This is a genomic window from Flavihumibacter sp. UBA7668 (assembly GCF_002483205.1).
In the GTDB taxonomy this organism is placed as follows: domain Bacteria; phylum Bacteroidota; class Bacteroidia; order Chitinophagales; family Chitinophagaceae; genus Flavihumibacter.
In genome coordinates this window covers 1230775-1245333 of the sequence record NZ_DLHM01000007.1, presented here as the reverse complement: position 1 = coordinate 1245333, position 14559 = coordinate 1230775, and the positions used below count along the sequence as shown (strand labels likewise).

General features: G+C 40.4%; 16 protein-coding genes and 1 tRNA gene. 6 read left to right on the top strand and 11 right to left on the bottom strand.

Annotated features, from left to right (window positions below; genetic code table 11):
• Positions 1 to 86 precede the first annotated feature (86 nt).
• From B2746_RS22720 to B2746_RS22860, 3 genes are all read right to left on the bottom strand, one after another.
• Positions 87 to 431 carry a hypothetical protein gene (locus B2746_RS22720; RefSeq protein WP_290799437.1) on the bottom strand — a complete coding sequence of 115 codons (345 nt, stop codon included), beginning with the start codon at positions 429 to 431 and terminating at the stop codon, positions 87 to 89.
• Positions 432 to 433: 2 nt separating this feature from the next.
• Positions 434 to 1234, bottom strand: a complete 801-nt coding sequence (locus B2746_RS22715; RefSeq protein ID WP_290799435.1) for an AAA family ATPase — start codon at positions 1232 to 1234, stop codon at positions 434 to 436.
• A 372-nt stretch (positions 1235 to 1606) separates the two neighbouring features.
• A complete protein-coding gene (locus B2746_RS22860) occupies positions 1607 to 1762 on the bottom strand; it encodes an AAA family ATPase (RefSeq protein ID WP_414655287.1) in 156 nt (51 codons plus the stop codon).
• 165 nt (positions 1763 to 1927) lie between these two features.
• On the opposite strand from B2746_RS22860, the gene B2746_RS22710 reads away from it, so the two are divergent.
• Positions 1928 to 4039: an ATP-dependent nuclease gene (locus B2746_RS22710; protein WP_290799433.1), complete on the top strand. Its 2112-nt coding sequence runs from the start codon at positions 1928 to 1930 to the stop codon at positions 4037 to 4039.
• The gene (locus B2746_RS22705; protein WP_290799431.1) at positions 4030 to 5739 is read left to right on the top strand and encodes a UvrD-helicase domain-containing protein; all 1710 of its coding nucleotides are present in this window, start codon (positions 4030 to 4032) and stop codon (positions 5737 to 5739) included. Before B2746_RS22710 ends, B2746_RS22705 begins: the two co-directional genes overlap by 10 nt.
• Before the next feature lie 34 nt (positions 5740 to 5773).
• On the opposite strand, the gene B2746_RS22700 is transcribed toward B2746_RS22705, so the two are convergent.
• The 7 genes from B2746_RS22700 to B2746_RS22670 form a co-directional block, all read right to left on the bottom strand.
• Positions 5774 to 6058 (bottom strand): hypothetical protein, encoded by a 285-nt coding sequence (locus B2746_RS22700; protein ID WP_290799430.1) that lies wholly within the window; start codon positions 6056 to 6058, stop codon positions 5774 to 5776.
• Positions 6059 to 6108: 50 nt separating this feature from the next.
• A complete protein-coding gene (locus B2746_RS22695) occupies positions 6109 to 6717 on the bottom strand; it encodes a DUF6088 family protein (RefSeq protein WP_290799448.1) in 609 nt (202 codons plus the stop codon).
• Positions 6718 to 6980: 263 nt separating this feature from the next.
• The gene (locus tag B2746_RS22690) at positions 6981 to 7307 is read right to left on the bottom strand and encodes a hypothetical protein (protein WP_290799428.1); all 327 of its coding nucleotides are present in this window, start codon (positions 7305 to 7307) and stop codon (positions 6981 to 6983) included.
• A gap of 862 nt (positions 7308 to 8169) precedes the next feature.
• Positions 8170 to 8406, bottom strand: coding sequence for a hypothetical protein (locus B2746_RS22685; RefSeq protein WP_290799426.1), 237 nt, complete (start codon positions 8404 to 8406; stop codon positions 8170 to 8172).
• A gap of 176 nt (positions 8407 to 8582) precedes the next feature.
• On the bottom strand, positions 8583 to 9026 hold the full coding sequence (locus B2746_RS22680) for a hypothetical protein (RefSeq protein WP_290799424.1): 444 nt from the start codon (positions 9024 to 9026) through the stop codon (positions 8583 to 8585).
• A gap of 115 nt (positions 9027 to 9141) precedes the next feature.
• On the bottom strand, positions 9142 to 9591 hold the full coding sequence (locus tag B2746_RS22675) for a hypothetical protein (protein WP_290799422.1): 450 nt from the start codon (positions 9589 to 9591) through the stop codon (positions 9142 to 9144).
• Positions 9592 to 10112: 521 nt separating this feature from the next.
• Positions 10113 to 10187, bottom strand: a tRNA-Arg gene (locus B2746_RS22670).
• Between the two features lie 95 nt (positions 10188 to 10282).
• On the opposite strand from B2746_RS22670, the gene B2746_RS22665 reads away from it, so the two are divergent.
• A complete protein-coding gene (locus B2746_RS22665) occupies positions 10283 to 10795 on the top strand; it encodes a VOC family protein (RefSeq protein ID WP_290799420.1) in 513 nt (170 codons plus the stop codon).
• Positions 10796 to 10876: 81 nt separating this feature from the next.
• Positions 10877 to 11527, top strand: a complete 651-nt coding sequence (locus tag B2746_RS22660) for a tetratricopeptide repeat protein (protein WP_290799418.1) — start codon at positions 10877 to 10879, stop codon at positions 11525 to 11527.
• A gap of 85 nt (positions 11528 to 11612) precedes the next feature.
• On the opposite strand, the gene B2746_RS22655 is transcribed toward B2746_RS22660, so the two are convergent.
• A complete protein-coding gene (locus B2746_RS22655) occupies positions 11613 to 12071 on the bottom strand; it encodes an SRPBCC family protein (protein ID WP_290799416.1) in 459 nt (152 codons plus the stop codon).
• A gap of 81 nt (positions 12072 to 12152) precedes the next feature.
• Between B2746_RS22655 and B2746_RS22650 the strand changes: the two genes are divergently transcribed.
• Positions 12153 to 13601 carry an Ig-like domain-containing protein gene (locus tag B2746_RS22650; protein WP_290799414.1) on the top strand — a complete coding sequence of 483 codons (1449 nt, stop codon included), beginning with the start codon at positions 12153 to 12155 and terminating at the stop codon, positions 13599 to 13601.
• Between the two features lie 19 nt (positions 13602 to 13620).
• Complete coding sequence (recR, locus tag B2746_RS22645) at positions 13621 to 14235, top strand: recombination mediator RecR (RefSeq protein ID WP_290799412.1); 615 nt, start codon at positions 13621 to 13623, stop codon at positions 14233 to 14235.
• Positions 14236 to 14559 lie beyond the last annotated feature (324 nt).

The window sequence follows — 14559 nt, the reverse complement described above, 5'->3', positions numbered from 1 at the left end:
AGTAGTAGGTTTTAAAAGGCATAAATATCAAAGCATATTTATCTAAAATGAAACTACATTTACACCCCTACTGAGTGGTACAGTTTTCACCCGGAATGGTGGTACATAATTGAATCGGTACAAACAGGCATGTAAGGATTTAGAACATTAACATCTTTATTTACTTTCACACTATTGCAATTCACACATCCAAGCAGAAAATTATCCCAGCTGAATTTTAGATGATCATATATCAAATCACCAGCCGCATTCTTACACTTTTTACCCAGAATATGCTCTACATGAAGTGCTGCGCGGCTATTGTATTTTTCGCAGAATGAACAAAAAGATCCTATCTCGTTAATTAAATCTGGTTTAGCATCAGACCAGTCGGCAAATGTGAGAGGGTTGCCCAAAGCATCGTTACGAACAGATTTTACGACTGGTCTCATGGTTAACTCTCCTTCATCTCGGATTCCAATAATGCAACATACGCCGGATCACTATTAAATCTAATTCTCAACTCATCAAGCTTTCTTTTTGCTTTTGCAATCGACTCTTTATCCGATTTGTTTTTTATCAAATCAAAATATTCTTTTGCTTCATTTTGCATCTTAAGAAATAACTGGCTGCGCTCTACGTTAGGTACGCCCATTTCGCCGGTAGAAACTTCCTCTATACTATGTCGGTTCGGATCCTCATCCAGTCCTTCTACCTTATCGAAGTCTAAAATTAGAAGCTCATCTGACTTCAGGCTCTGAACAATAAAAGGAGAATGAGTGGTTACAATGAATTGCAACTTGGGAAAAGCATTTTTAAGATCTGCCACTATTCTTTTTTGCCATTTAGGATGAAGATGCATATCTATTTCATCAATTAATACAATCCCAGGGCTATCAACAATGGCATTTTGACCCAACTTGCCATTCAACAAAACGCATCGATAAGCAATTTCAGCTACCATGTTTAAAACAGCCTTCATTCCATCGCTCAGGAAAGAAGCTAGCTTTCTTTCTACAGGTTGTCCATCTTCAAAATCGACAAGCACTTCAAATTCGTGGTACTTAGAATTGAACTCGATTTCTTTAATAAATGGTATCGCTTTTTTGATGCACCCGAACATAGCATCTTTAGTACCCTCAAATTCTTTACCGTCTCTAATGAGTGTATTGTAAGAGTAAAGCCATTCATATACTCCGGTGAAATCTACACTATCTCCTAAAGCAGCATAATATCCTTTTTCAAGCCGAGACATCCTTTTCCATCTTTTGTCGACTCTTCGAACTTGTGCATTAGTACGATTAATATAGAAATTCGCTAAGATTGGAAATAACACATGAGGTTTAGCCCCATGGTTCTCATATAAAAAATTTCCATAGTAAACGACTTGAGCCGAATGGGATCTATTATGTTTTGTGCTATTACTTAGCAGATAATGCCGCTCCCACATGATGGATTCAGGAATTTCATCGTCATGATCATTATGGTACCAACTTCCGACTATCTTTATGGAAGGGTTTTCCCTATTGGCAATAAAATCTCTACGCTCGGGATCAAATTTTACAAACCTTTCTCCTTTTCTAAATTGCCTTCGAAAAATATAATTTGCTGGTAAAGTTGGAATATATTAAAGTATAGCACCCAGACCTACCTGGAGGGCATTCAATAAGCTGAACTTGCCCACGCCATTGTTTCCAATCGCAACTGAAAACTTGGACTTAAATTCAAAGCTACGCTCTTCGAAACCCCTGAAATTAGAAATATGTATGTGGCGAACCTCCATCTTGAGTATTAGATATCAATAAAATAGCAACCCATTATATATCAATCGATTGCAAGATAAACAACTACGCACAAACTTCCTTACTTAAGGCAAATAAATGAAAAAATTATCTTCACCCGTAGCTGGCTCACGGTGCAATTAACTTAAAGTTTCTAACAATTGAAAATGGTACTTTTGCTGAACGAACCATTAAACCAATCCACCAATTCGATGTACATAAAAAGTATCCGCATACAGGGATTCAGAAATTTTCAGGACACCACCGTTGAATTCAAAGAAGGCGTTAATGTAATTATAGGCCATAACAATGCAGGGAAGACCAACCTGCTAAAAAGTTTATCGTTGATACTGGATAACAAAACCAGTCGAAGGCTGGAAGTAGATGACTTTAACAAGAATATTCCCTTCTCTGATCTCATTACAATTCCACCCAAAGTAACAATCTCTCTCACGATTATCCAAAGCCCCGGAGAGGACCTGATGAGTGATGATTTAATAACAGTCGCTCCATGGTTGATTGCTTTACAGGATCCCTATACAGCACTATTGACCTATACTTTTTTTCTTCCCGAAAGTGAGCATGAAGAATACCAGCAGGAAATGGGTAAGGTGAAACAGGATGATAGAAAAGATGCCTGGATAAGAATAAAACACGATTTTCTGAGAAAATATGTTGTAAAAATATATGGAGGAAATGCGGACCTTCAGACCACAGCCGATTCGGACTCGCTTAATAAATTCGATTATCAGTTTCTAAATGCCATACGCGATGTTGAACGTGATATGTTTACCGGGCGAAATACTCTTCTTAGAGAAGTTATTGACTTCTTCATGGACTACGAAATAAAAAATGACAAAGCGAAAGCCATTGCACTCAAACGATCTGAAATTTCAACCCACAAACTAACGTTTTCCCAAGGAGCACAACAGCTTATTACACAACTGCGCAATAGAATGGAAAAGGGACGCGAGCACATAATGAAATATGCCGAAGAAACCGGGGCTTCCTTTAATAGCGCAAAACCAGAGTTTGATGGTCAATTATCTGAAGTGGAGTTATATTCTGCACTTCGATTGATTATATCCTATAGCACAGGTATCGAAATACCCGCTACACATAATGGCCTTGGCTATAATAACCTCATTTACATGTCCCTGCTACTGGCCAAAATGCAGGTAGATATCAATGGGGATTACCTGGGCAGTAACGCGAAAGTATTCCCCGTACTCGTGATTGAAGAGCCGGAAGCACATCTGCATCCATCCCTTCAATATAAATTTTTAAAATTTCTGCACAGCAATTCCAACCAAAAAGCTCGGCAGGTTTTCATCAGTACTCATTCCACAAACATAACTGCCGCTGTCGGATTAGATCAGATCATTTGTCTTCACGGCCGTTCAGATGGGTCGCTGAATATTGGGTATCCTGGTAACGTTTTCGAAGATTCGACTGCAGGGAAAAATGCAAAAGCTTATGTACAGCGGTTTTTAGACGCGACAAGGTCGGATATGCTTTTTGCAAAAAATATTATTCTGGTTGAAGGAATCGCGGAACAACTGCTTTTACCAACGCTCGCAAAATATAAAGCAAAGTCATTGGAAGATAGTCATACTGTGGTGATTCATGTGGGTGGTCGTTACTTCGAGCATTTTTTGACCCTCTTTGACAGCACTAAAGATCATACTATCCACAAAAAAGTAGCATGTATTACTGATCGTGATCCGGCAAGAAAACTGATTGGAAGTAGCGATAATCATAAGAAATGCTATCCGTTCGAAGTAAATGAAGATACCGCCTATGAGTATTCTTCGCATGCGAGTTCATTAATGACAAAATATGCCACACACCAAACTATTCGTTTCTTTTCACAGGATAGCAACTACGGTAAAACGCTAGAATATGAGTTGATGTTTACCAATCCAACCTGTCCCTTATTATTGACCGACAGCACCAGCAATCAGGATGAATTGCAAAAACTAATAAAAGCTTATGGTGAAAAAAAGGATGTCGCCTTCATTGCATCAAATAACATGATGATAAAAAGCGCAGAAAATGACCGGATTCTGAAATCATTGACCGCCTGTAAAGCGGCACATTGGAATTCCGACTCAAAGATGAAAGCTCTGCTGGCAGCACGTTACCTGAATAGCGTTGGAAAAGGCGGCAATGCGCTTGAGTTAGCAGACAAATTGGAGCAGAACCTGATAGCGAATCCGACTGTTAAATTCGATGTACCTCAATACTTAACTGACGCAATTGACTGGACATGTCCATAGAGATTATTGACGCAAACCATCACCTATCAGACATTGAATGCCATTTCAAAGTCTTTGCCGGCCCTGGTGCCGGCAAAACGCGTTTTTTAGTAAACCATATTAGAAACGTGTTGAACAACTCACAAAGGTTACAGATTTGTCGAAAAATTGCCTGCATCACATTTACGAATGTTGCTACTGAAACCATTCTGAAACGGGCAGGCGATCACGGTGGCAGATTGGAAATAAGTACCATTCACAGCTTTTTATATAAATATATTGTAAAGCCGTATGTCCATCTTATAGCGGATGAGTATGATTTGAAGGCGGAGGCCATTGACGGACATGATGACATTTTGTTCTCCGGCTATCAATTTCTAAAAGAATGGAAATCAACAACAGCCCAAACTTACCTCGATGACGGTGATATAGCAAGCGCTTTCGAAAGGCTGAGATGGAAATTTGACGGTAATGGAGATTTGGCGCCATTGCCTCCCTATCCTCAGAAATCCGGGAAATATAACTTTAAACCTGATAGCTATTGGATTTACAAAAGAATGGTTTGGAAAAAAGGGTTGCTGCATCATGACGACATACTTTTTTTCAGCCACCAGATTATTAAAAAACTACCATTTGCCCTAGAAGTATTAAGAGCACAGTTTCCATATTTTATAGTAGATGAATTTCAGGATACGAGCCCCATTCAAATTGAGATACTTAGACTAATTGGCCAAAAAGAAACTATTGTAGGCATTGTGGGCGATGAAGCACAGTCGATATATAAGTTCTTAGGTGCTGTTCCCGGCCAACTAAAAGCTTTCACATTACCGGGAATGAAGTTGTTTGAAATTAAAGACAATCATAGAAGTAGTAATCAAATTGTCGATCTTTTGAACAAGATTCGTCCGACATTATATCAGGATGCAAAGCGAGGTGAAAGTCACACGTCAATCACGATGGTTATAGGAGATAAAGCTGCAGCGCTACAATGGACGGAAGCTACGCATGCAGGCAGACAAGTAGTCTCTTTATGTAGGGAAAACCTGACGGCCAATAGCCTGAAAAAAGGCATTGCCGCCTCAATTCAAAAGAACTTACTGATCGAACTGAAGGAAAAGGATGGCAACTCAACGCGAAGACGTGCTGTATCTAACGCTACCAAAGCTGTAGAAAATGCAAGAATGGGCTATTTTAAAGACGCATTGAAAACGATAGAAAAACTATTTAATTACAAAAAATCTGATTTAGACAAAAAGAGATCGCTAAAATGTCTCAAGTTGTTGCTCGATAACTATAGTCAATATAGTGGGAAAAAAGTGATTGATCTATATAACCTATTGAACAATGAAGGAACAATGCTGCTATCAAAATTATCTAAAGGAGCAGCAAAAACATTTTATGAAACGACCGAATATGATTTCATGGCTGCTGCAGTAAAGAATCTCTATGAAGCCGGCAACCATCGGACGATTCATAAATCTAAGGGCGAAGAATTTGAGACAGTGCTGCTTGTATTAGATAAAGACGAAAAAGGTCAATTCAATGAAATGGCGGAACTTTCGTTCTTTTTGAAGCCAGACCTGGAAAATGATGAGGAGCATCGAATTAAATACGTTGCGATTAGCCGACCGAGAAACCATCTTGTCATTTCTGCCCCTTCGATTTCTGCACACAATATACCAGCAATAGAAAAGTTGGGCATAAACATCCAAATACTGTAACAGCCTAGGTGAATCTATAATATACAATACTATCCTACAGTGATCTAAAATACCTCTCCACCTCCCCCGCCGGCACATAAATCTTCCGGTCTTTTTTAATCGTCTTCACTTTGTTAGCAGCTACGAGCTGATCGAATTTCGTTCGCCCGATCCGCACGGCCTGCATAAATTTCATAGCCGTAATATAGGGGCTTGTAGAAACTGTCATCGGTATACTATTCTGCCATTCTTTAACCAATCGGATCAATTCCGCCTGCCCGGCCAGCAGAGCTTTCCACTCGGCTTCCGGGACCACAATGACGCTTACCATTGCTTCCATCACTGGCATATAAACCTCTGCCTTTAAAAGGAAAAAAAGTAAAAGATTTTTTATCCAAGTTCATCCGGGTGGTTCTTGTCTATTCTTTGCAGAAGCTTGAATAAGTAATTGTACACTTTGGCAGGAGCCAGCCGCATATCCTTATCAAGTTCTTTCTTATCCATTACTTGTAACAACTTAAAAATCCTGGATTCCTGCTCTTTTGTTAAATGGTCGAGATCCAATTCTGTGAGAGCAAGTATTAACATACTGCTCATCTCTCCCGAAAGCGCCATTCGCTTGGGTGATGTCGCTTTGAACTCGATAATAGCATTTCCAATTTTGAGTTTGCGTGGATGGCCGTCTGTCAGGTACACCAGTTTAGTTGGCACCTGTGTACTTAAACCCAATTTATTAAGAGCAAAAATGCCTGTAGGTCGTATTTTTATTTTTTCCTTTTCAGCCAATTTTTCAGCAAACTCTTCGGGTGCCGGACTAAGCTTACCTAATACCGGATCGATATAGGGAATATGATAAACACCATGCGCTACCCGCTCAACCACCCCTTCTTTTACAAGCCTGGATAGTGCCATCTTAATTGCACCCTCTGATCCCTTACCACGAAAATCACTGGGGAAAATAATAGCCCCATTCCTGGTTGCTGATAATGAATTTTTAATAGCTTGTTGGAGGCTTTCCTTGTTACAAATTTATGAATATTTGTAACAAGTCATGTTTCAAATCTACATTTTAACCACTCCGTATTTCGTCTAATTTTAGGGCCAAAATCGTCTACTACTGATAATATAAAAAATTTAAACCCAACACTTGATGATGTTTTTTCGTCTAACGTTCGTTTAAAGTTGGTCTAATTAAAAAGGGTTTGGTAATGTCCTCCCTTTCATGGGCTCGTCCCGGATGCCGGCTTCCGGATCATTATCCGTTACGCGGAGCGCGGCCATTTCAGCGGGATGAAGCGCCTGATACACCAGTAGGCTGACGGGTACCAATTGCGGAGTTCGAGCGCCGTATAGCGCTTCCTGCGGTGCAGCAGCGTCACTAGTTCTTCCGGGGTAAACAGGTCCTGCAATTGCACAGCTCCATTTCGCTGATCTTTCAGCAGATCATTTATATCGGAATACGCATCAGAACCCAAGGGCTGGGAGGAAACCACCTCGAATGCTGGTTTAAAGATGCCCAGTCTGCTGCTTCCATACAAGTGCTGTTCTGCCCACTTGTAGGTGGTTGCAGATTGCTCATAGACCGTCATTGTATTTCCCTGGGCGTCACGGGTACAGAAAGTGGTCAGGGTATTTTATCCGCCAGCCAACACATATATTTTTGTAGCCCAACAACAAAATTCCAGCTGCAGGGTCGTTTAAAAGAATTTAATAATCTTAAACCCTATCAGACAAATTACAAGAATGGTGAAATTTAAACCAATAGCAATATAAGTGACAAACTTGAAAATTCTCTTGCGCATTTTAAGAGAATCAACTATGCTTCCAACCCTACCTGCCAGCCAATAATACACTGCTCCTGAAACCATATATAATACATTCAATAATAAAATATAAACACCTGCAAAGGGAAGCATAAAGAAGAAATAAATAGGTCGATTAAAAAATAATGCACCAAAGTATAGTAATAAAAAACAAATTACCCCAGATATCAAAAACACACTATTAAACTTGCTCAGCTTGCTTATCCACCAGTTTAAAATTTCATTTTTGTAAGGCACAATTAATTATATTTTGTTTTTTTCTCACCCCTATTAGATCTACGCCATTCTTGCTTAGGCAATCTATTTCTCATCTTTTATAAATCAAAGAATCTGCGATTCCATCACTTTTGGCCATAGATTCAATCACATCCAAAATTTGATAATTAAATCTCTCAATTATTCTAGCTTCCTCGCTTCGAGATAAACTATCTCCAGATGAAATCCAATCATTGGATACTATACTTGTGTTGTACACATCCGACAATACAATTTGCCCTTGCAATGAAATTAAATACATTTCCTCTGGATGAATTCTAAAATACACCTGTTTATTATTAACACTATCTAAGTCGACCAATTTATTTAAATGCGACCATTTATATGGAACATGCTTTTGGCCTCGCCCGTACTACTTTAGTTCTTTTAATGGCGGGGGACCTTCACGTCGGACCTTCTCAATTGCTTCTAACCAATATTCCCAGAATGCACTATCTGCTGGGGAATCTTCTTCAAGCCAATACTCACCGCTACTAAGAATATCTGTGAGATCTGCAGATCCTGTAGATTCCCAATAAGCTTTGAGCATATACAGCATAGCTTCATATCCCTCTTTTTCAGTGATCAAGTTATTGCCTTCTATCTTCATTTGATTTGCTTTAATTTATACATTGCAACAATATTCCTTTAATTACACCATCCTTGCAAAATGTATAAATTTCAGTGCCGTCAACAACAGTTCTAGCGTACAATGATTTTCCATATTGATCTATACCAAATAAAAACGAACCAGTTTTTTTGGAGCGTTTGTCAAGTAATTATGTTTTACCAACTCGGAAAATACCCTTCTTCCCATTTTTCACCAGTTATAATTTTCATAGAATACGATATTAAAGATGTAGATATTTTCCTTAAAATCTGCTCCACTTCTTCATTTGAAAAATCATTTATCATCGAAGATACTAGCTCCTTTCCGATCGACTCCATAAATGCAATTTGGCTGAAATAGTCCTTTCTTGGATCCTGATAAGGCAGTTTAACAATGTTCAAATTAAACGACCGCTTAATATCATTTAATAGTATGTTCTTAGTATAGCTAATACTTACAATGCGCTTTTTTTCAGAGTTATTATATTCCACTTTTACATGATCCAAAAAAACCTCACTAGTCGGAAAATTAATGGACGATTTATATCCCAAGTCTTCTAAAAATTTAAACTCGTCAATAATCATTTTGATTACTTGCTGAACCTCATTATTGTTCTCCATATACAGCTATCTTTTCCATATTGTAAAACCTACTTGTATTTGCTCCGCCAGCATCGATAATATTATGACCAGCTTTCTTCACTCCCTCAATCCATTCAATACAGTAAAACGTAGATTATAATGCATAACTTTTTATACTCTGCAATTTCAATTTTTTATTTCTTCTTATTTTAAATACAACTTCAACTTGTTCATTAACACATGGCTTATCTATAGTCATTTTAAAATATTTTGATTCATCAACCCGATAACTTAAAATATAAACATTACACTCTTTTCTATATAATGTATTAGGATTATGATTAGTTAATTTTTGAATGATACTATCACTAAAATCTACATAAGTTAAACAGTCATTCCAATAAATTTTTATTTCATTAAATTTTTTAAACAATTTTTCTCTATCAATTAAATGAAGAGTATCAACATTTACTGGCAACTTTAAATAATGTATAATCTGCCGTTGGTTTAAAACAGAAACTATTTGATCAGCATCATTAAAATATTTCTGCCCAAATGAAATAGAACTAAATATTAAGAATGATAAAATAAATAAATACTTCATATCAATTAATGATAAACAATTACGCTAATAAATGCAGCAATTGCCGCTGAAATCAAAAATATTTTGTATTGCCCTGAAATAGCTTTACACATTCTAAGAGGACATGGAATTAAAAAAAGTCAAAAAAAAGAAAGTTGAAACGCTCCAAAAAGTACCAAATTCTAACTTCCCTCTTCCTGTGGTGGTCCCGACAAGAAGCAAACCATACCGCAGATCGTCTATTTAACCCATCACGAAACTGTTGCTCCAGCTTTCCCCAAAAAAAACCTGAAATACCTGTAATAAATACGAAAAAAAATACACTAATAATGTAAGGGGAATTCATTCTGACCATTGCCGCAACAATGTAGCCGGTGCAACTAAAGAATGTACACAGAAGAGTTTTCTCTTAGTTCTTTGACATATTGGAAAATTGAACCTTAATCGCTTCTTCAATTTATACTCCCGCATTTTTGCAGGATCCAATGATGGTTGCTGTAAGAACCAAATCGTACTTCTTACTTCCAACTTCTCACCTCCTCTGGTGGTCCCGACAGGAATCGAACCTGTATCTAGAGTTTAGGAAACTCCTATTCTATCCATTGAACTACGGGACCAACGGAACAATTTCTATTCCGGGGTGGCAAAAATAATGGTTTTGACCGTGCGAACAACGGATTTATTGGCTAGCTTCCCGGCTGAAATGTTGCCAATGAAACCGATTAAAATCACCATTGCTGCCGGTCGCTGTGGAATGCTTATCGCACTGTGCTGCTGGCTTTCACTTGCCGCACAAAGCCAAAACAGCCGGCCAGCCAAAAAATCCACCAAAACCAAGCCCTCCATGCAAATCCGCATCAATCATATTGCCTTATATGTTACAAACCTCGCAACCAGCACCGCTTTTTATCAGGATGTAATCGGCCTCGATACCATCCCTGAACCCTTTCATGATGGCCGCCATACCTGGTTCAGCGTCAGTGAAAACGCCCATCTTCACCTGATTTCCGGCCGGGCAAATCCGCCGGAAGCTGAAAAAAATACCCATCTCTGCTTCTCCACCGGAAAAATGGATGAACTGCTCGAAAACCTCAAGGCAAAAGGGATCCATTTTGAAGACTGGCCCGGAAAAGCCCTCACCGTTACCAAACGCGTGGACGGAATCCGCCAGATTTACCTGAAAGACCCGGATGGATACTGGATTGAGATTAATGATGATTTTTAAAACTCAGCAGGGTTCACCAGTCGGGAAAACACCCGACCGGAGAACCCGGATTTCCTTAACTTTGCGGTCCATTTTACCATTATGAAGTTCTACAATTTTGTTATTCGCTATAGGTTGCTATTGGGATTTTCATTGCTGGCGATTGCTATAGTCACCAATATTTACGCCGGATTCTGGCCCGCATTTATCGCTTACCTCGTTGGCGCGGTGCTGATTTTCGGACATTTTTTCTTCGGCCCCATGCGACTGATCCAGGAATATATGGAAACCGGTGATATGGAAGGTGCTGAAAAAATCCTGAACCAGGTGAAATACCCCAACCTGCTCTATAAGCCCATCCGCTCGGTATTTTATACCCTGAAAGGCAATATCGCGATGATGAAACAGGATTACGACGGTGCCGAAAAAATGATGAAAAAAGGCCTCGATCTTGGTATGCCGATGAAAGAAGCAGAAGGGGCTTCCCTGCTGCAAATGGGCATGATCGCACTACAACGGAACGATATGAAAGGCGGTGAAAACTATATCCGCTCCGCCATCCGCAAAGGCCTGCCCGATAAAGAAAACGAAGCAGCTGCCTACCTCCAGATGTGTTCCATCATGATGACCAAACGCGAATTCCGCGCTGCCAAAGATTTCTTCCGCAAAGCAAAAGCGTTGAAACCTACAACCCCGCAGATTGTGGATCAGATTAAACAGATTGAGAAGTATATTGCCAGGATGCCTGGGTGATGGATAGATATTCCGATGGAATTTTACCCGTCGGGAACATTGACCATTGGTCACCATTGCTTCAGTACCCTACGGGAAAAATTCATTAAGGAAACAACTCATTTACTTTTTGAAAACGGTAGTCAAAGATTTCTTTTAACTGCCGGCGAACAAAGAGGGCGTGCGCCAGATCTCCCAGGAACCAGAGCGGGATTTTGTAGTGTACAATATCCGTCATCTCCACCCCACCGGAAACCTCGCGGAAATGATGCTGGTGATGCCACATGCTGTAGGGCCCATAGCGCTGCTCATCCACAAAATATTTCCCCTCTTCCACATGCGTGATCTCCGTCATCCAATAGAGCGGAATCCCTAATACTGGCTTTACCGTGTACTCAATGATCTGTCCGGGATACATCTTCTCTCCATGGTGTTTGGAAATAATGTTAAAGCCCAGTTTGGCGGGTGTAATAGCGCTTAAATTAGCCGGACTGGAAAAAAAGTCCCAGGCCTGCTCCAGACTTACCGGTAAAACCTGCACTGTTTTCAGGGAATAAACTGCCATAGTTTTTAATTGCTGCTTTAACAACCCCAATACAGGAAAATGGTTCGGGATGAACACAAATCGGTTAAGTTTGCAGCTTCAATGAAGCACCATTTTAGCACCACCGGAAACAAATCGCGAAAAAAAGCAGGTTATTCCCTGGCTTTGTTTCTATCCCTGATTATCCTGATCAGTCTGTTCGAAAGCTGCGCTAATATTATTCCACCTCTTGGCGGTCCGAAAGATACCTTGCCTCCTGTGCCGCTCAACTACCAGCCAAAGGATTCCACCCTCAATTTCAAGGGACAACGAATTGTTTTTACGTTTAATGAATACGTTACCCTCGATCAGATTCAGGAAAACCTGCTGGTGAGTCCGACGCCGAAAATAAATCCCACAGTGGAATCCAAACTCCGCACTGTGAGCGTTCGTCTGCGGGATACCCTGGAACCCAATACCACCTATACCCTGAACTTTGGCAAAGCCATTCGGGATGTGAATGAAAACAATCCGCTCACCAATTTCACGTATACCTTTTCCACCGGCGCTTATATTGATTCGGTTGAATTAAGTGGGAATGTGATCCTGGCTGAAACTGGTAAACACGATTCGACCCTGATTGTATTACTGCATCGCAACCTGGATGACTCCGCTGTTGCCAAGGAAAATCCGCGGTATTACACCCGGGTGGACAGTTCCGGTAATTATCATTTCAAAAACCTGGCTCCGGGAACCTATGCTTTGTATGCGCTGAAAAATGAAGGCATTCCGCAATACCTGGATACCACCCAATTATTTGCGTTTCATCCGCAACACCTGGTACTGAATGATCAGACCCGTGATCCCATTCAGCTTTATGCATATGCAGAACCGGCGCAACCAAAGCCGGCAAAAAAACCTGCCGCCACCACTAATCGCCGTAAAGAAAAAGAAGAGGAAAAGGACCGCCGGTTACGCTTTAGTCTGAATCTTGAAAACAATACGCTGGATGTGCTGAAAACACTGGTGCTGAGTTTTCCGGATTCACTCAAAAGCTTTGACAGTTCCAAATTGCAATTAACGGATGAAAAATTTAAGCCGCTGGAATATCGGCTTGAAATGGATACCACCGGAAAACTTTATACCCTTCATTACAACTGGCCGATTGATCAGGGATTCAAACTGATTGCCCAGGAAGGGATGGCCGAGGATACGCTTGGCAAATCGATTCTAAAAACCGATACCATTTCCTTCCGCACAATGAAGGACAGTGATTATGGCAGTATCCGGTTCCGTTTCCCTAATATCGATACCAGCCAGCATCCTGTTTTACAATTAGTGCAGAATGATAAGGTATTATTCAGCTATGCCATTCCCGGTAAAGAATTGCGGGTGGCGCGATTCCGTCCCGCTGAGTTTGAGATCCGCATTTTGTTCGACGAAAATCAAAATGGCAAATGGGATTATGGCAAATTCTTTGGCGAAAAACGACAGCCTGAAAAAGTAAAAGCCATTGGCAAAAAAATTACCATCAAGGGTAACTGGGACAATGAAATCGATATCAATCTCTAGGATGCGTTAAATTTGCCGGATGCAACTCCCATCTGCCTTATTGGAACAAGCGGTGAATGAATTCAGCAAATTACCCGGAATCGGAAAGAAAACTGCCTTACGACTTGTATTGCATTTACTGAAACAGGAGCCTGAAAAAGTGGAGGCCTTTGGTGTGGCTCTTTTGCGGATGCGAAAAGATACCCATATCTGCCAGCGTTGCTATAATATTTCAGATAGTCTGCTTTGTTCGATATGTTCCAATCCGATGCGCAAGCAGGAAATCATCTGCGTGGTGGAATCCATTCGGGATGTGATCGCCATAGAAAGCACCCAACAATTTAACGGCACCTACCATGTGTTGGGTGGCATCATTTCGCCACTGGACGGAATAGGACCTGATCAGCTCTATATTGAACCCCTTCTCAAACGGGTGCGGGAAGGTGATGTGCAGGAATTGATTTTTGCTCTTAATCCAACTATTCAGGGAGATACGACCATCTATTATATCCAGAAAAAAATGCAGCCCTCAACCGTGAAGGTTACCACCATTGCCCGGGGTATCGCCTTCGGCGGCGAGCTTGAATATGCGGATGAAATGACGCTGGCCCGCAGCCTCCAGCACCGCATGCCGGTGGAGAATTTGAAGGCATAGGAGACAAGGGAGGAAAAGGAGAAAGAGGAAACAACGGAGAAAACGAAGAAAAGCAGGAAAAGGAAAGCGCTATACCCCCCTAATAAAAGCAGTTTAAAAGAAGTGTAAAATAACTATACTTCTGCAAAGTATAGTTAACTATTAAGCCAGGCCAACGGCATAACCTATTCAAAACATTTGGTAAAACCCACTATTGAAAGTTCTTCATCTGACTGCACTTTCCCCCTTTCCTCCGTTGTCTCCCTTTCCCCCTTTTCCCCCTTTTTCTCCGTTGTCTCCTCTTTCCCTTATCTTTGCAGCGCCAGGGGGATTTGTTTATTGTTC